The organism is Acidovorax sp. SRI_002 (genome assembly GCF_057586455.1).
In genome coordinates, this window is sequence record NZ_JBYCZW010000005.1 from 47,107 (window position 1) to 63,048 (window position 15,942).

Consider the following 15,942-nt stretch of genomic DNA (forward strand, 5'->3'; position numbering starts at 1 on the left):
CTCTTTTTCAAAGGACCTGCAGTACACAAGAGTCAATGCAATTGCATTTGACTGCTGTCTCCGCATTACTTATTCACTTTCAAGGAAGCACCATGCCCAGCACTCTCTCAACCGGCTTTGGCCAGACAGGCATTTTGGCAAACAGCCCCAACAACTACGACACCCTGCAACCTGGCCAGTACCGCCTCACCAACGTGACGCTCGTTCCTGGCATCCCGGTATTCAGCACAGAAGAAATCTACAAGTTGAGCAACGGCGCTGGCACGCCCGATATTTCGGTCAAATTTCAATCAATGATTGGACATGCTGCCGGGGCTATCGTTATCAACGTGTACGCCATCTAGCAGGACTGGTTCGGCGGGCGCCCCACACGACGGACTGCTGGGCGGTTTCTGACCAACAGCGAGGCGCCCGTCCTGAGGAATCATCGCTTCGTGGATAGACTCGGCGGATGCCGCGCCCTCCCCCAAGTACCCTGCCAGAGACACCGGAACCTATTCGCAACCGACCGGTGGTGACCTTGCGCGAAGTGGCAGAGCAGGCGGGGGTGTCCATGATCACCGTCTCTCGCGCCATCAACACGCCCAGCCAGGTGTCCGAGCCCACACGCACCCGGGTACAGGCAGCCATCTCCAGCCTGGGCTATGTGCCCAACCTCATCGCGGGGGGCTTGCGCTCGGCGCGCAGCCACCTGGTCACGGCCCTCGTGCCCACCACCACGGGGCAGCTGTTCGGCGAGATGGTCCAATCGCTCACCGACGCGCTGGAATTGCGCGGCTACCAGGTGATGTTGGGCCAGGTGGGCTATGCACATTCGCGCGAAGACGAACTGCTGCGCGCCATCGTGGGCCGCAGGCCCGACGGCATTGTGCTCACTGGCATCATGCATTCGCCCCAAGGGCGGCGGCTGCTGCAGGCCTCTGGCATCCCTGTGGTGGAGACCTGGGACTTCACCCCCAACCCCATCGACATGCTGGTCGGGCTGTCGCACGAACAACTGGGCGCCGCCGTGTGCAAGCACCTGCATGCCAAAGGTCGGCGCCGGCTGGCGCTGCTCAGCGGCGACGATGAGCGCGCCGCGCGGCGGCGCAAAGGTTTCTATGCCGAAGCGGGCCGACTGGGCTTGCGCGAGCCCGCCCTGCAGTTGGAGAAATCACCCACCTCCCACACCGAAGGGCGTGCGGGTCTGGCGGCCTTGCTGGCCGCCCAGCCAGACATCGATGCCGTGTTCTGCAGCTCCGACATGCTGGCCTTGGGGGTCCTCACCGAGGCGCGGGCGCGCGCCATGGCGGTCCCCGACCAGTTGGCCGTCGTCGGTTTCGGAGACATCGAGTTCGCCCAGACCGTGATCCCCAGCCTCACGACCGTGCGCATCGATGGCACGCGCATGGGCCAGACGGCGGCAGGCTTCATTGCCGACCGCGCGGAGGGAAAGACCGTGGCGGAGCCGGTGGTGGATATCGGCTTTTCGATCATGGAGCGCGAGAGCGCATAGCGGGTAGCCCGGCACCACCAGAGATCCAGGCCGGACGCACGGGCATCCCTCTACAGGCCAATACCGTTCAATTTGTGGTGTATTGTATGAACACCATGCGCAGCAGCCCCTCGCCAGATCTCGAGCAATTCCTGGAACAACTCGCCCACGAAGCCCGCCCGGGCGACCGACTCCCCACCATCCGCGAATTGATGAAGCGCTTTGGCGCATCGCAAATGCTGGTTCAGCGGGCTTTCCAAGGCCTCAAGGAAAAGGGGCTGATTGATGCCCAGGTGGGTCGGGGCACCTACTTCCTGGGCGCAGGTTCGCAACCTGTGACGACGACTGAAACGAGTCCCTTACCGAGCAAAAGCCCGCATCCCAAAGCCCCTGCGGCAGTCACCTCCACTGTGAAATCGGTGCTGCTGCTGCGCCGCTCCATCAGCATTGCGCGCGGGCGCGTGCTGATCGAAAGTCTGCAGCACCGCCTTGCGGCCGACGGGCACCGGGTACTGGAGCTGTCGTACAACGACCCGGACCATGCGCTCACGGTGCTCAAGGGCCTGCCGCGCTTCGATGCCTGCGTGGTGCAATCCACCTTCAAGGCCATTCCCATCGCCCTTCTGGCGGCTCTGCGCGACAAGTGCGACGTGCTGGCCGTGGACGGGGCGGCGCTGGTGGGTGCCGACGTCGAGGCCGTGGGCACCGAGTGGGGCGAGCCGCTGGCAGCCGCCATCGCCTTGCTGATGGAGCACGGCCACCGGCGCATTGCCTACGCATGCACCTCCCACCCCTTTCTGGCCACCCAGCTCGGGCGTCGGCGCTTTAAGTATTTGCAAGCCACGCTGTCCGATGTGGTGCTGCAGGAAATCACGCTGGACATGCTGCCGCACGAGGACTACACCGCCCGACTGGTGGAACAGATCCAGGTCCGCGCGAAGGGCGCCGACAGCGCGAGCGCTTTGCCCTTTACAGCCCTGGTGGCCTGGGGCATCGAGGATGGCGCACTCTTCCAGCGCCTGCTGGCCCACAGCGGGATTTCGGTGCCCGCGCAGCTGAGCGTGGTATTGCTCGGCCGCACGGACCTGGCCAGCGAACATGCGGACTTTTTCGAGGTGATCGGTTGCAGCGTGGCTGACCAGGTCGATGCCCTGCACCGCGCCATCACGGCGCGCTGGGCTGACGCAGGGACACCCTACGGCGTGCACCTGACGCCGGTCACGCACCGTGCGGGCACATCGGTAGCAGCCCCTGCGCGGTAGCTATGACTCCACGCAGCCGGGTGCCACGCGCGCCACGGTGTCCACCACGAGCCGCGCCGATTCGCCGACATAGGCTTGTGCATCCAGCGCCTGCAGCAAGTCATCCGGCAAGGCACCGCCATTGAACGGCGGCTGTGCGCGGATCGCGTCGATGAAAGGCACGCCCTCAGACTGCGAGCGCTGCGCCGCCGCGTAGAGCAGGCGATGCGCCTCATGCCGGCCCATAAGGCGGGTGAGCCGCATCATCACAGCCTCAGAGGCGATCAACCCCCGCGTCATTGCGAGGTTGCGGGACATTGCCTGCGGGTTGACCGCCAGGCCTTGCGCCAGCCGCGCCAGCGTCTCGGCCACCGAAGTGGCGATGATGGCGATCTCGGGCAGCAGCGTATCGGCCACGTTGGTGGCCGATGAGTCACCCTCGTCCATGCGCACCATGGTCTCCAGCGCGGCCTGGGTGCGCGTACGCAGCATGCGCGCCAGACTGACCAGCAGCAGTGCCATGGAAGGGTTGCGCTTTTGCGCCATGGTGGAACTGCCCACCTTCCCGATGTGAAAGGCTTCCGCCACTTCACCGACCTCGGTGCGCTGCAGGAAGACCACGTCCTGCGCGATCTTCTGTGCCGTGCCCGCCAGGAGGCCCAGTGCGGCCAGATAGTCGCTGGCCCGGTCATAGGACGACCGCAGCGGCATGTCGGCCGACAGCAGGCCCAGTTGCTGCGCCATCAGCGCCTGCACTGCGGGCCCGAGCGGCCCGGTGGCAGCAAAGGTGCCGATGGCGCCCCCCATGCTGGCTGGAAACGAGGAGGCAAGCCGCTCGGCAAGGCGACGGCGGCCACGGTCCAGTTCATCGACCCAGCCCGCGAGCTTGAAGCCCAGGGTCATCGGTAACGCGTGCTGGCCATGCGTGCGACCTGCCATGGGCGTGGCCTGGTGCTCCAACGCCAGCGCGGCCAATGCTGCTATGGCGGCATCCAGGTGCCCTGCCAGCAGCCTGTGGGTTCGCACCATTTGCAGTGCGCTGGCCGTGTCGAAGATGTTCTGCGTGGTCGCGCCCCAGTGGATGAAGCCAGCCGCAGGCTCACCGCACAGCTCCTCGAACCGGTGGAGCACTGGCACCAGCGGGTGTTGTGCGAAAGCGATGGCCTTTGCCAAATGCGGCAGGTCGAACAGTTCTGCCCGAGCCTGGGCAGCGATCACCGGAGCCACTTCGGCAGGTATCACCCCCAGCCCGGCCTGGGCGTGGGCCAAGGCCGCCTCCACGTCCAGCCAGGCCTGCAGAGTGGCCGAATCGCTCCAGATGGCCTTGGCAGGTGCACTGAACCAGTGACCCGTGATGAAAGATTCGAACATACCGATCGCCATGTGTGCTCCATCCATACAACTACGGGTATATCCGTAGATTGTGTTGTATTGCATTGTCCATCGAGGGCAAGCCGCATTCCAAATGCCAAGTGCCAGCGAATTTGCGACCACCCACTGATTGCATTGTATTGCATTAATAAAATTCAATACATACAATTCACATGCAACCGCCAAACCACAATCCACGGAGACAAATCCATGACACGGCATTTCCTGGCAAGCACGGCTTGCCCAACCTCTTCAGCACCCTACACCGCACTTGTGTGCGTCGCCTTGGCCAGCCTCGGGGCCTGCGGCACAGCACAGGCCCAGTCCTCGCTGACCATCTATGGCATCGTCGACCAGGGCCTGGCCCGTGCCAATGGGGGCACAACCCCCGGCGCCCTGCTACCCGGGCGCGGCGTGGCGCCACGGGTCTGGACCATGAAGGCCGGCAACACGTCGCGCCTGGGGTTCATGGGCCGCGAGGACATGGGCAGCGGTCTCTACTCGCGCTTTCAGATCGAGCACCGCTTTGCCGCTGACACGGGCGCGCCAAGCAATCCCAGCATCTACTGGCTGGGCCGCTCGGTGGTGGCAGTAGGCAGCAAGCAGTGGGGCGAGGTGTACGCGGGGCGCGAATACTCGGCTGCCTACACAGTGGCTCTCAATGCAGACCCCACATATTGGAGCTACGTGAGCCAGTTGGGCTCTGCCTACACCTATGCCAACTACACGCCAGTGGCGGCTCCCGCAGAAGCATCCAACATCCGTTGGGCAAACGCCGTAGGCTACAAATCGCCCGTGATCTCTGGCGTGAGCATGGAGATTGCAGGCGCTTTTGGCGAAGGAGTGCGCAGCAACGCCACCTCGGGCAACCTGCAGTACAAGAACGGGCCTGTATGGGTGGGCGCTGCGTTCGATCGGCTTGACTCCAGCACCCACCTGGCTCTGGTGGCAGGCGGGTACGACTTCGGCATGGTTCACACCAAGGCCAGCTACAGCCGCGCCAAAGGCGGGGTCAATGGCGATGCCACGGCCTACAGCGTGTCGGCCATGGTGCCGCTGAGTTTTGGTCGTACCTACCTCATGGTTGGGCACCTGAAACCCGCCACCCAACTCGATTCGCAGATGATCGGCGCTGGTCTTCAGTACGACCTGAGCAAACGCACATTGCTCTACACGAACCTCGGCACAGCCAAGCGCGACGGCCTCACACGCACCACAGCCATCGACTTTGGCGTGAAGCACACGTTCTGAACAGGAGTTACCACATGCAACGCAGACAACTCTTCCGTCAGGCCGCCGCGATGACGGTCCTGAGTACGGGAATCCTTGTCACCCACACCGCGCAGGCGCAGAGCGACAGCGGCAATACCAAACCCATTTCACTGATCGTGGGCTATTCCGCTGGCGGAAGCGCAGATCTTGTCGCGCGCATTGTTGCGACCGAGCTGGGCAAGCGCCTAGGCCGTACCGTCATCATCGAGAACGTGGCGGGCGCCAGCGGCATGCTGGCCGCACAGCGGGTGCTCAACGGACCGGCCGATGGCAGTCTGATCTACATGGGAGGCACCGACACAGTGGTCGTGCCCATGGTCAACCCCAAGGTCAAGCTCGACTGGGAGAATGATCTCATTCCGGTGGGGCGCATGACCACCGTCCCGATGATCTTTGCCGTGCGCAAGGCGTCTCCCTACGCCAACCTGCAAGATCTTGTCGCCGCGCTGCGCAAGGGTGGCAAGGACAGCATCAACTTCGCCACGCCGGGCATCGGGACGATGCAGCACCTGTACGGCGCGCTGATCAACAAGCAGGCGAAGGTGTCCATGCTGCACGTACCCTACCGAGGTGGCACCCACATCACCAACGACCTGGTCGGCGGACAGGTGGACAGCGCCATGTTGGTGCTATCCACGGCCATGCCATTTCTCAAGGACGGCAAGATCAGGGCGCTGTCGGTCTCCGACACCGCACGGGTGCAGCAGCTGCCTGACGTCAAGCGCATTGGAGAGGAGGAGGGGTTCTCCGGCATGGCTCTGCCATTGTGGCAAGGCCTCTTCATGAAGGCGGGCACGCCCGCCGCGACTGTGAGCGCCGCCGACAAGGCACTGCAGGAAGCGCTTGCGCAGTCCGAGCTGCGGCAGAAGCTGCAGGAAGCAGGCATTACGGTCGCCCCCTTGAACGGACCTGAATTCAAGACATTCATCAAACCGCAGGCGAAGCTGTACCGCGATATCGTGACGACATCCCAGATCACGATGGAGTGAAGTCGCGCGGCAAGCGTGGCAGAACCATGGGGCGCAGCGCGGCTCCCAACGCTCTTTTTTGCTCAGGATACCGGATTGCGAAGTGTGTGGCCCTCTCCTGGTGGTTCAGGCCCCGCACTCCTCGCAGCGTGGGCAAGACAGGCATCCCCCCGGACGGGGGATGCCGCGCAGCTGCGAACAGACAATGCCGCCCGGCCCGGTCAGCGCAAAAATTCAGGACGCATAGATCAGCGCCGCCGCCCGAGCCTCCATCGCCAGTCCCTGCCCCACGGGCCCCAGGCGCTCGGCCGTCTTGGCTTTCACATTGACTTGCCCCTCAGCGATGCCCACGGCCCGTGCAATGGCGGCGCGCATGCCGGGAATGTGCGCCGCCAGTCGCGGAGCTTGCGCGATCACGGTGCTGTCGATGTTGCCGATCTCATAGCCCGCCGCACGCACGCGCCGCGCTGCTTCGGCCAGCAGCACGCCGGAGTCGGCACCGCGAAAGGCAGCGTCGGTGTCGGGGAAATGGCTGCCAATGTCGCCCAGGGCAGCTGCGCCCAGCAGCGCATCGGTGATGGCGTGCAGCAGCACATCGGCGTCCGAGTGGCCCAGCAGCCCCGTGGGGTGGGCAATGTCCACGCCACCAATCACCAGCCGACGACCGGGCACCAGGGCGTGCACGTCCCAACCTTCACCAATCCTGAAATTCATCCGCTTGCCTTTGTTGTTGCGTGCCTTGCGGCGTTGTATTGCCTTGCGCCCCTGCCGCACTCATCCACGGCGCCGTGAGGCCGGGGTTAAAGCACTGAAGGAAACGGTTCTAGAACAGATTCTTTTTGCCCGGTGCGGTGGTCACCTGGCCCCGGTCGCCCCCAAAACGCTCCAGCGTCGTGCCGTGCGCACGCGCAGCCAGTACGGCCGCCGCCAGCGCAAAATCGTCCGGGTAGGTGACCTTGAAGTTCTGCGCCCCACCCGGCACTAGGCGCGGGTGCAGGCCCATGGCTTCCATGGCGCTGGCCTCGTCGGTCACGTTGGAACCCACCTTGTCGATGGCATCCATGAGGGGGCCGATGCGGAACATCTGCGGCGTCTGGGCCAGCCACTTGTCGCTGCGATCCACCGTGGAGGCCACACGCACGCCGCCCGGGCCGTCGATGGAGGTCTTGAGCGTGTCGGCCAGCTTGTGCGCCAGCAGGCCCCCGACACTGTCGCCAGCGCACTGGTCGATGAGGGAGTCGATCTGCTCGGACGTGACCAGGCAACGCGCGGCATCGTGCACCAGCACCCAGTCATCCGGCTGCGCGCCCCGTTCCAGCAGCGCCTTGAGGCCGCCCAGCACCGTATCGGCCCGCGTAGGGCCGCCACACTCCACCACAAAAAAGGTGGGGTGCGCATGCGTGTCCAAAAACCGGTCCCCGGGGGCCACCGCGACCAGGGTGCCCAGCAGCCGCCCTACACCGGCAAAGGCCGCGAGCGTGTGCAGCACCATCGGTTGGCCCGCCACCAGGTGGTACTGCTTGGGCAAAGGGGCTGTGGGCGGGGGCGCCGCAACTTCCACAGCCGAAAACGCAGCCACGGTCGAGGTCGATGGCGCAGCATTGCCGGAGGCGGACGCGGGGGCAGCAGCGCCCGCCGCAACAGCCCGCAAGCCCATTCCGGCACAGGGCACCAGCGCCCAGAATCGCCCATGGGCAGACAAAGGGGCGAGCGGGGGTTGGAGCAAGGGAGCAATCATGAAGCGCTCATTCTAAAATCCTCCGTTGCCCTCCGATCCAGCCCGTGCGTGTTTCGCGCCCCTGGGGATGCGGTGGGCCCAGACGACACCGTCCGCATGGAACTGCCCAAACTCTCCCCCGGAAAACGTTTCACCCTGCCCCGCCCCGTGGGCAGCGCCGATTCCCTTCTACTGGCCCGTCTGGCCGAACGTGACAAGGCAGGGGGCCGCACCACCGCCATCGTCACGGCCGACGCCACCGATGCGCAGCGGCTCATCGACGAGATGGCCTTTTTTGCGCCTGGCCTGCGCTGCGCGCTGTTCCCGGACTGGGAGACGCTGCCCTACGACACCTTCTCGCCGCACCAGGACCTGATCAGCGAGCGGCTGGCCACGCTGTGGCGCATCTCCCAGGGTGAAGCCGACGTGGTGCTGGTGCCTGCCACCACAGCGCTGTACCGCCTCGCGCCGCCCTCGTTCCTCGCGGGCTACACCTTCCACTTCAAGGTCAAGCAAAAGCTCGACGAAGCCAAGTTCAAGGCCCAGCTCACTCTGGCAGGCTACAGCCACGTGTCCCAGGTGGTCAGCCCTGGCGAATACGCGGTGCGCGGCGGGCTGATCGACCTGTTCCCCATGGGCTCGCTGGTGCCCTACCGCGTGGACCTGTTCGACAACGAGATCGACAGCATCCGCACCTTCGACCCGGACAGCCAGCGCAGCCTGTACCCCGTGCCCGAAGTGCGCCTGCTGCCCGGCCGCGAGTTCCCCATGGACGACGACGCGCGCGCGAAATTCCGCAGCCGCTGGCGCGAGATGCTCGAAGGCGACCCGACCAAGAGCCGCATCTACAAGGACATGGGCGCGGGCGTGGCCACGGCCGGCATCGAGTACTACCTGCCGCTGTTCTTCGACGAAACGGCCACCGTGTTCGACTACCTGGGCGGCGAGGCCACGGTGGTGCTGCATGGCGACCTGGAGCCCGCGTTCCAGCGCTTCTGGCAGGACACCAAGGACCGCTTTCGCCTGGTGCAGGGCGATCCCGAACGGCCTGCTCTGCCACCCGAGGCGCTGTTCCTCTCGGCCGACCAGTTCTACACGCGCGCCAAGGAGCATGCGCAGCTGTCCATCCGCCCCGGGGTAGAGGACATTGCCGACAACCCCCACTTCCAGAAGCTCGGCGACCTCTCGGTGGTGCGCGGGGCAGAGGACCCGCTGGCGCGCCTGCACACCCACCTCCGCAACACCCAGCACCGGGTGCTGCTGCTGGCCGAGAGCGATGGGCGGCGCGAGAGCCTGCTCGACTTTCTGCGCGCCAGCGGCGTGAGCCCACCGGCCTTCGACTCGCTGGCCGAGTTCCAGGGCACAGCCGACGAAAAGGTGGGCATCGCCACCGCGGGCCTCACCGTGGGCTTCAGCTGGATCGAGGACGGCATCGACTTCGTCTCCGAGACCGAGCTGTTTGCCGCAGGCCCCACCACGCGCCGGCGCAAGAAGCAGGAGCAAGTGAGCGATGTCGAGGCACTGATCAAGGACCTGGCCGAGCTGAACGTGGGCGACCCGGTGGTGCACAGCCAGCACGGCATCGGGCGCTACCGCGGCCTGGTCAACATGGACGTGGGCAACAAGAACCCCGACGGCACGCCCGCCATGCAGGAGTTCTTGCACCTCGAATACGCCGACAAAGCGGTGCTGTATGTGCCCGTGAGTCAGCTGCAGCTCATCAGCCGCTACACCGGCGTGAGCGCCGACGAGGCGCCGCTGCACAAGCTGGGCAGCGGCCAGTGGGAAAAGGCCAAGCGCAAGGCCGCCGAACAGGTGCGCGACAGCGCGGCCGAGCTGCTCAACATCTACGCCCGCCGCGCGCTACGCCAAGGCCATGCCTTCCGCTACAGCCCGCAAGACTACGAGACCTTTGCCAACGACTTCGGCTTTGAAGAAACAGCCGACCAGAACGCCGCCATCCACGCGGTGATCCAGGACATGATCAGCCCCCGCCCCATGGACCGCCTGGTCTGCGGCGATGTGGGCTTCGGCAAGACCGAGGTGGCGCTGCGCGCGGCCTTCGTGGCCGTCACGGGCGGCAAGCAGGTGGCCTTCCTCGCGCCCACCACGCTCTTGGCCGAGCAGCACTACCAGACGCTGGTGGACCGCTTCAGCAAATGGCCGGTGAAGGTGGCCGAGGTCTCGCGCTTTCGCTCGGGCAAGGAGATCACCGCCGCCATCAAGGGCATCGGCGACGGCACGGTGGACATCGTGGTGGGCACGCACAAGCTGCTCAGTGAATCCACCAAGTTCCACAACCTGGGCCTCTTGATCATCGACGAGGAGCACCGCTTCGGCGTGCGCCACAAGGAGCAGATGAAGGCCCTGCGCGCCGAGGTGGACGTGCTCACGCTCACGGCCACGCCCATCCCCCGCACGCTGGGCATGGCGCTCGAAGGGCTGCGCGACCTCTCGGTCATCGCCACCGCGCCGCAGCGACGCCTGGCGATCAAGACCTTTGTGCGCAACGAGGGCACGGGCGTGATCCGCGAGGCCGTGCTGCGCGAACTCAAGCGCGGCGGCCAGGTCTACTTCCTGCACAACGAGGTGGAGACCATCGAGAACCGCCGCCAGAAGCTCGAAGAGATACTGCCCGAGGCCCGCATCGCCGTGGCCCACGGCCAGATGCCCGAGCGCGAACTGGAGCGCGTGATGCGCGACTTCGTGGCCCAGCGCTACAACATCCTCCTGTGCTCGACCATTATCGAGACCGGGATCGACGTGCCCACCGCCAACACCATCATCATGAGCCGCGCCGACAAGTTCGGCCTGGCGCAGCTGCACCAGCTGCGCGGGCGCGTGGGCCGAAGCCACCACCAGGCGTACGCCTACCTCATGGTGCCCGACGTGGAAGGACTGACCAAGCAAGCGCAGCAGCGGCTTGAAGCCATCCAGCAGATGGAAGAACTGGGCAGCGGCTTCTACCTGGCCATGCACGACCTGGAGATCCGCGGCGCGGGCGAGGTGCTGGGCGAGAACCAGAGCGGCAACATGCTGGAGGTGGGCTTTCAGCTGTACAACGAGATGCTCAACGAAGCCGTCAAGGCGCTCAAGGCCGGCAAGGAGCCGGACCTGCTGTCGCCCCTGTCCGTGACCACCGACATCAACCTGCACGCCCCCGCCCTGCTGCCCGACGACTACTGCGGCGACGTGCACCTGCGCCTGTCGTTCTACAAGAAGCTGGCCACGGCCAAGAACCCCGACCAGATCGACGGCCTGCTCGAAGAGATCGTGGACCGATTCGGCAAGCTGCCGCCGCAGGCCCAGACCCTCATCGACGTGCACCGCCTGCGCGTGCTGAGCCAGCCCTACGGCGTGGTCAAGGTGGATGCGGCCCCTGGCGTCATCAACATCACCTTCAAGCCCCAGCCGCCCATCGACCCGATGCGCATCATCGAGCTGATCCAGAAAAACAAGCACATCAAGCTGGCGGGCAACGAGAAGCTGCGCATCGAGCGCGAGCTGAAAGAACCCAAGGACCGGGCACAGATGGTGCGGGACATCTTGCGCAGCCTGGGGCAGCCACTGGTGGTTGCTTGATTTTTAATGAAATTGGCCTCCAGCGCTTATCTGGAAAGCGCTAGTAGCTATTAATAGCATAGCGAACAGAACCATGTGGCTGGAAGCCGCCCTCGCCCTCGTCGCTCTGGTTACCGCTCTGGCGGCCCGTCCCTGGCGCATGCTGGCCAACCGCAAGCCTCTGGCACACGAGACGCAGGGCGCGCCGTCTGCGCTGTGGACGCCACTGCTCGCCACGCTGGTCTTCCTGCCCTGGCTGTGGGCCCTGCCCACACTGCACGCCATGCCGCTGCAGCTGCAATGGTCGGGCGCCTGCCTGGTGGTGCTGATGCTGGGCTGGCCGCTGGCGATCCCGGTGCTGATGGGCGTGGGCATCGTGGCCAGCCTGATCTCCCCAGCGATGGCCTGGGCCGATGCGCTGGGTGCCACGGTGTGGCTGGGCGTGGTGCCCGCCACGCTGGGGCTGGGCCTGGGTGCGCTGCTGCGGCGCTACACGGGCACCAAACCGTTTGTCTATGTGCTGGGCCGTGCGTTTCTGGGCACCGTGGTCTGTGTGTTTGCAGCGGGCGTCCTCTCGCAGTGGAGCGGCCACCTGCTGCCCGGCGTGGGCGATGAGCTGTCGCTGGTGGCGCGCTGGCTGATGGCCTGGGGCGATGGGTTTGTCACCGGCATGCTCGCGGCGATTTTTGTGGCCTTCAAGCCCGAGTGGCTGGCCACATGGTCGGACCGGCTGTACTTGCCCCGGCCGGACTGAGCCTCGGCTGCTGCAGCGATGGTTGACACAGCGCAAGGGGTATCCGCCTTTGCAGCGCGATAGTGGACATCACACCAACAAGGAGTGCCCCACCATGAAGCTGCTGAACGATCTTTTCTCTACCGACTACGGGCTGATGAGCATCATTGGCATCGGGTTCATGCTGTGCATGGCCGCGTTTTTCCTGCGCATGTTCCTGGTCAAGATGAACGAACCACCTACGCCCAACCCCGCCACCGCCGGGCGCACGGGCAACGGCAAGAGCCTGCCGCCTTCGCGCTGATCCGGCCCGCACGGTCTGAGCGCCGTAGCCCGGCACGGGGAAGCCGAGGAGGCGATGCGATTGCGGGCTGTAGCCCTTAAAAAACCGCTCCCACGTTCTGCCATGGTCCACGGCCCGTTGCCGACAAACTCCAGCGCGCAGTGCATGCCGCCCTTTTCGACCCGGACACCCAAGCCAAGCTTGCCGCCAGCGGCACAAGCGTCTTAGCCCAGCGCCAGACTGTCCGCATCGAACGACGGTGGTCGCAAAAGGTCCTCGTCGATGCCCATCACTTTGCTGGCGCGCTCCAGGGCCTGCCACAGGGGCGCAGGCATCTGCAGTATTTCTTCGGGAGAGGCTGACTGCGCAATCCATGCGCTGATGTCAACGTGCTGCTCGGCGGTGAGCAAGTCCAGGTGCAGCATTTCGTCAATGGTCTTCATCGGTGGTCTATCGGTAGCGGGTCTTGCTGGCGAGGGCACCTGCTGGTGCTGGGAAGTGGAAGCCCAAGGCTACCTGACAACCATCAACATGCGGCCGAGAGCGCCAATATCAACCGGGGCACGCCGAGCCCCCGGCGCTCGGGAAACGCGACCATCCAGCCCTGATCATGGAAGAAACTGGCCAGAGCCGGGCTGGTCACCGTGGCGCTGAACCTGGTAGCTTCATTGCCGATGGTCGCGCAAAGCCGAAACGCTACTCCCCGCGCCCCCGCACCTGCGCCCTGAACCCCCAGTTGTTCTCCAGCCCCACATTCACCGCCTTCCCGCCGTCCTCGAATTTCAGCGTGACCACGGTGACCTCGCCATCCGCCACCGAGCGCGAGATGAGCTGAAAGGTCTGCGCATCAAGCCAGTGGCCCTTGATGGCGATGACCGCATGGGGTCCCTGCTGCACGGTGCGGTACTTCCCATCCAGGCCCAGCGGGCCGGCAACCGGCTCGCGCGGCAAATCGGGGCGGCTGCTGTCGAAGGTGACCTCATAGCGCGGGTTGGCAGGCGTGAGATCCAGCACCAGGCGCTGGATGCCCATGCCGTTGCGCTCCAGCAGCCAGGCCTTGCGCGAAACGGTGGCGGCCAGTTCGGGCGTGGTGGTGGGGATGGCGCTGGGCTTTTCCACCCCGGCGTCGCGGATACGGGCGGCCAGATGGTCCTGCCCGGCAGCGTCAGCAGGCAGGGGCTCGCGCGAGCGCACGGCGGCGGTGATGTGGTCGATGAACAGGGGCAGCGGGTAGTGGCGCCGGCCGGTCACGGCGACGACCACGTCGAGGTCGGGCAGCACCACGATGAGCTGGCGGTTGAAGCCGGCCGTGAAATACGCGCGCTTGGACGGGATGCTCCACCAGCCGTTGGCGTACTTGAAGGCGGGCGCACCGTTGCTGGTGCCAAAGCCCATGTCCACCACGGGATTGAAGACCTGCTCCACCCAGGCAGCGGGCAGCAGCTGGCGGCCGTTCCACTGGCCCATGCGCAGGTAGAGGTAGCCGATGCGCGCCATGTCGCGCGGGTGCAGGTACAGGCCCCAGCCGCCGACCTCCAGGCCCTGCGGGTCCTTGCGCCAGCGGACGTCGGTGATGCCCAGGGGGCCGAACAGGCGTTTTTGCGCATAGGCCAGGGTGCTGCCGCCGGTCTTGTGCGCCAGGATGGCCGAGAGCAGATGGGTGTTGCCACTGTTGTAGTTGAAGCCCGTGCCGGGCGCCTGGGCCATGGGCCGGTCGAGCACAAAGCCCTGCCAGTCGCGCGTGCGGGTCAGCTGCAGCATGGTCTCGGGCACGGCGTCGCTGAGCGGCTCGATCCAGTTCAGGCCCGAGGTCATGTCCAGCAGGTGGCCCACGGTCATGGCCTTCTTGGCTGCGTCGACATTGGCAACCTTGCGGTCGGCAAAGAAGTCGAGCACAGGCGCGTCGCGCGAGGCGATCAGCCCGTCCTGGATGGCCATGCCGGTGAGCGTGGCGACGACACCCTTGGTGGTGGAGTTGACGGCATGCTTGAGCCCCTCGCGGTACGGGGCATAGAAGGCCTCGGCCACCAGGCTGCCCTGTCGGGTGACGAGCAGGCTGTCCATGCCCTGCGCTGCACCAAAGTCGACGAGCTTGGCCAGCGCCGCGGAGTCCATGCCCTGCGCCTCGGGCGTGCTTTCTGCCCAGTCGTCAGCAGGCCAGATAGCGGCGAGAGGGGCTTCGGCAGCCGATGCAGCGGGGGATGCGGCAGGTGATGCGGGGGCCGCTGCATCCTGCGCTACCGCTGGGGTAAAAGGCACCGCCGCGCTAGCCAGCAGTGCGGCCGTGGCCTGCCTTCGGTTGATCCATGTCGCGGAGTCTTTCTCTCCCGCGTTGCCGTCTGTGTGCATGGCCATCGTCAGTACCCTCAGTGCATGTTGTGCAGAAATCATATGCGCCCATGGGCACTTACTACACATCGTCCGCATCCCAGGCAAACCCAAGAGCTGGAAGCAACCTCTCTCGGCCGCGAGCCGCAGAATTTATGCCCTGCGGGGCGATACGGTTTGGGGCTGTCGAGTACGCAGGCGCGGGCGATACCATTGCAGGTTGTGCTCCCCCAAAAAAAACGACTCCCACGTTCTGCCATGACCCACGCTATCGAATTCGCGCCCGGCCTTGTTGTCCAGGGCATTGAAGCCCCCCTGTCCCTGTCGAGCTACAAGCTCATCGCGTTTGACATGGACTCCACCCTCATCAACATCGAGTGCGTGGACGAGATCGCCGACGCCGCAGGCCGCAAGGCCGAGGTGGCCGCCATCACCGAAGCGGCCATGCAGGGCATCATCACCGACTACAAAGAGAGCCTGCGCCAGCGAGTGGCCCTGCTCAAGGGCGTGACGGTGCAGCATATGGAACAGGTGTTCACAGAGCGCCTGCGCTTCAACCCTGGCGCCCAAGAGCTGATCACCGCCGCCAAGGCGGCGGGCCTGACGACGCTGCTGGTCTCTGGCGGCTTCACCTTTTTTGCCGACCGCGTGAAGGCCGGGCTGGGCATTGATTTCGCCCGCTCCAACATGCTCGAAGTGCAAGATGGCCAACTCACCGGCCGCATGGTGGACCAGGCGTGGGGCGACATCTGTGATGGCGCCGAAAAGCGCCGCACGTTGCTGGAAGTGGCCTCGCTCATGGGCATCTCGCCCCAGCAGGCGATTGCCGTGGGCGATGGCGCCAACGATCTGCCGATGATGGGCGCGGCGGGCCTGTCGGTGGCCTACCACGCCAAGCCCGCCGTGCGCGCGCAGGCCAAGGTGGCCATCAACCAGGGCGGGCTCGACCGGCTGCTGGAAGTGCTGCGCTGATTCGCAACACCACAGCCCCGCC

At 65.4% G+C, this 15,942-nt stretch carries 14 protein-coding genes; 9 read left to right on the forward strand and 5 right to left on the reverse strand.

What is annotated here, in order from left to right; genetic code table 11:
* Positions 1-92 precede the first annotated feature (92 nt).
* The 3 genes from AC2YJX_RS14270 (at position 93) to AC2YJX_RS14280 (ending at position 2,736) form a co-directional block, all read left to right on the forward strand.
* Complete coding sequence (locus AC2YJX_RS14270; RefSeq protein WP_055393637.1) at positions 93-344, forward strand: hypothetical protein; 252 nt, start codon at positions 93-95, stop codon at positions 342-344.
* 107 nt (positions 345-451) lie between these two features.
* Entirely contained in the window at positions 452-1,495 is a 1,044-nt protein-coding gene (locus AC2YJX_RS14275; protein WP_487256391.1) for a LacI family DNA-binding transcriptional regulator, read from the forward strand.
* Between the two features lie 86 nt (positions 1,496-1,581).
* A complete protein-coding gene (locus AC2YJX_RS14280) occupies positions 1,582-2,736 on the forward strand; it encodes a GntR family transcriptional regulator (RefSeq protein WP_487256392.1) in 1,155 nt (384 codons plus the stop codon).
* On the opposite strand, the gene AC2YJX_RS14285 is transcribed toward AC2YJX_RS14280, so the two are convergent.
* The gene (locus AC2YJX_RS14285) at positions 2,737-4,086 is read right to left on the reverse strand and encodes a class-II fumarase/aspartase family protein (protein WP_487256393.1); all 1,350 of its coding nucleotides are present in this window, start codon (positions 4,084-4,086) and stop codon (positions 2,737-2,739) included.
* A 210-nt stretch (positions 4,087-4,296) separates the two neighbouring features.
* On the opposite strand from AC2YJX_RS14285, the gene AC2YJX_RS14290 reads away from it, so the two are divergent.
* Complete coding sequence (locus tag AC2YJX_RS14290) at positions 4,297-5,337, forward strand: porin (RefSeq protein ID WP_487256394.1); 1,041 nt, start codon at positions 4,297-4,299, stop codon at positions 5,335-5,337.
* Positions 5,338-5,351: 14 nt separating this feature from the next.
* A complete protein-coding gene (locus AC2YJX_RS14295; protein WP_487256395.1) occupies positions 5,352-6,347 on the forward strand; it encodes a Bug family tripartite tricarboxylate transporter substrate binding protein in 996 nt (331 codons plus the stop codon).
* A gap of 213 nt (positions 6,348-6,560) precedes the next feature.
* On the opposite strand, the gene ispF is transcribed toward AC2YJX_RS14295, so the two are convergent.
* Complete coding sequence (ispF, locus tag AC2YJX_RS14300) at positions 6,561-7,040, reverse strand: 2-C-methyl-D-erythritol 2,4-cyclodiphosphate synthase (RefSeq protein ID WP_055393645.1); 480 nt, start codon at positions 7,038-7,040, stop codon at positions 6,561-6,563.
* A gap of 109 nt (positions 7,041-7,149) precedes the next feature.
* Positions 7,150-8,064, reverse strand: coding sequence for an IspD/TarI family cytidylyltransferase (locus AC2YJX_RS14305; protein ID WP_228894664.1), 915 nt, complete (start codon positions 8,062-8,064; stop codon positions 7,150-7,152).
* A 96-nt stretch (positions 8,065-8,160) separates the two neighbouring features.
* On the opposite strand from AC2YJX_RS14305, the gene mfd reads away from it, so the two are divergent.
* The 3 genes from mfd (at position 8,161) to AC2YJX_RS14320 (ending at position 12,641) form a co-directional block, all read left to right on the forward strand.
* Positions 8,161-11,625, forward strand: a complete 3,465-nt coding sequence (mfd, locus tag AC2YJX_RS14310) for a transcription-repair coupling factor (protein WP_487256396.1) — start codon at positions 8,161-8,163, stop codon at positions 11,623-11,625.
* A 73-nt stretch (positions 11,626-11,698) separates the two neighbouring features.
* Complete coding sequence (locus AC2YJX_RS14315; protein ID WP_487256397.1) at positions 11,699-12,358, forward strand: hypothetical protein; 660 nt, start codon at positions 11,699-11,701, stop codon at positions 12,356-12,358.
* A gap of 94 nt (positions 12,359-12,452) precedes the next feature.
* Entirely contained in the window at positions 12,453-12,641 is a 189-nt protein-coding gene (locus tag AC2YJX_RS14320) for a DUF3149 domain-containing protein (protein WP_228894656.1), read from the forward strand.
* Positions 12,642-12,844: 203 nt separating this feature from the next.
* On the opposite strand, the gene AC2YJX_RS14325 is transcribed toward AC2YJX_RS14320, so the two are convergent.
* Together AC2YJX_RS14325 and AC2YJX_RS14330 are read right to left on the reverse strand one after the other, a co-directional pair.
* Positions 12,845-13,063, reverse strand: coding sequence for a hypothetical protein (locus tag AC2YJX_RS14325; protein WP_055400951.1), 219 nt, complete (start codon positions 13,061-13,063; stop codon positions 12,845-12,847).
* A gap of 253 nt (positions 13,064-13,316) precedes the next feature.
* Positions 13,317-14,975, reverse strand: coding sequence for a serine hydrolase domain-containing protein (locus AC2YJX_RS14330; protein ID WP_487256398.1), 1,659 nt, complete (start codon positions 14,973-14,975; stop codon positions 13,317-13,319).
* 231 nt (positions 14,976-15,206) lie between these two features.
* Between AC2YJX_RS14330 and serB the strand changes: the two genes are divergently transcribed.
* Positions 15,207-15,920: a phosphoserine phosphatase SerB gene (serB, locus tag AC2YJX_RS14335; RefSeq protein ID WP_487256399.1), complete on the forward strand. Its 714-nt coding sequence runs from the start codon at positions 15,207-15,209 to the stop codon at positions 15,918-15,920.
* Positions 15,921-15,942 lie beyond the last annotated feature (22 nt).

Bases quoted from the DNA above. Each gene is read 5' to 3' on its own strand.
- serB (WP_487256399.1), top strand. From the start codon at position 15,207: ATGACCCACGCTATCGAATTCGCGCCCGGCCTTGTTGTCCAGGGCATT.
- AC2YJX_RS14295 (WP_487256395.1), top strand. From the start codon at position 5,352: ATGCAACGCAGACAACTCTTCCGTCAGGCCGCCGCGATGACGGTCCTG.
- AC2YJX_RS14325 (WP_055400951.1), bottom strand. From the start codon at position 13,063: ATGAAGACCATTGACGAAATGCTGCACCTGGACTTGCTCACCGCCGAG.
- AC2YJX_RS14305 (WP_228894664.1), bottom strand. From the start codon at position 8,064: ATGATTGCTCCCTTGCTCCAACCCCCGCTCGCCCCTTTGTCTGCCCAT.
- AC2YJX_RS14275 (WP_487256391.1), top strand. From the start codon at position 452: ATGCCGCGCCCTCCCCCAAGTACCCTGCCAGAGACACCGGAACCTATT.
- AC2YJX_RS14285 (WP_487256393.1), bottom strand. From the start codon at position 4,086: ATGTTCGAATCTTTCATCACGGGTCACTGGTTCAGTGCACCTGCCAAG.
- mfd (WP_487256396.1), top strand. From the start codon at position 8,161: ATGGAACTGCCCAAACTCTCCCCCGGAAAACGTTTCACCCTGCCCCGC.
- AC2YJX_RS14315 (WP_487256397.1), top strand. From the start codon at position 11,699: ATGTGGCTGGAAGCCGCCCTCGCCCTCGTCGCTCTGGTTACCGCTCTG.
- AC2YJX_RS14320 (WP_228894656.1), top strand. From the start codon at position 12,453: ATGAAGCTGCTGAACGATCTTTTCTCTACCGACTACGGGCTGATGAGC.
- ispF (WP_055393645.1), bottom strand. From the start codon at position 7,040: ATGAATTTCAGGATTGGTGAAGGTTGGGACGTGCACGCCCTGGTGCCC.
- AC2YJX_RS14330 (WP_487256398.1), bottom strand. From the start codon at position 14,975: ATGGCCATGCACACAGACGGCAACGCGGGAGAGAAAGACTCCGCGACA.
- AC2YJX_RS14280 (WP_487256392.1), top strand. From the start codon at position 1,582: ATGAACACCATGCGCAGCAGCCCCTCGCCAGATCTCGAGCAATTCCTG.
- AC2YJX_RS14290 (WP_487256394.1), top strand. From the start codon at position 4,297: ATGACACGGCATTTCCTGGCAAGCACGGCTTGCCCAACCTCTTCAGCA.
- AC2YJX_RS14270 (WP_055393637.1), top strand. From the start codon at position 93: ATGCCCAGCACTCTCTCAACCGGCTTTGGCCAGACAGGCATTTTGGCA.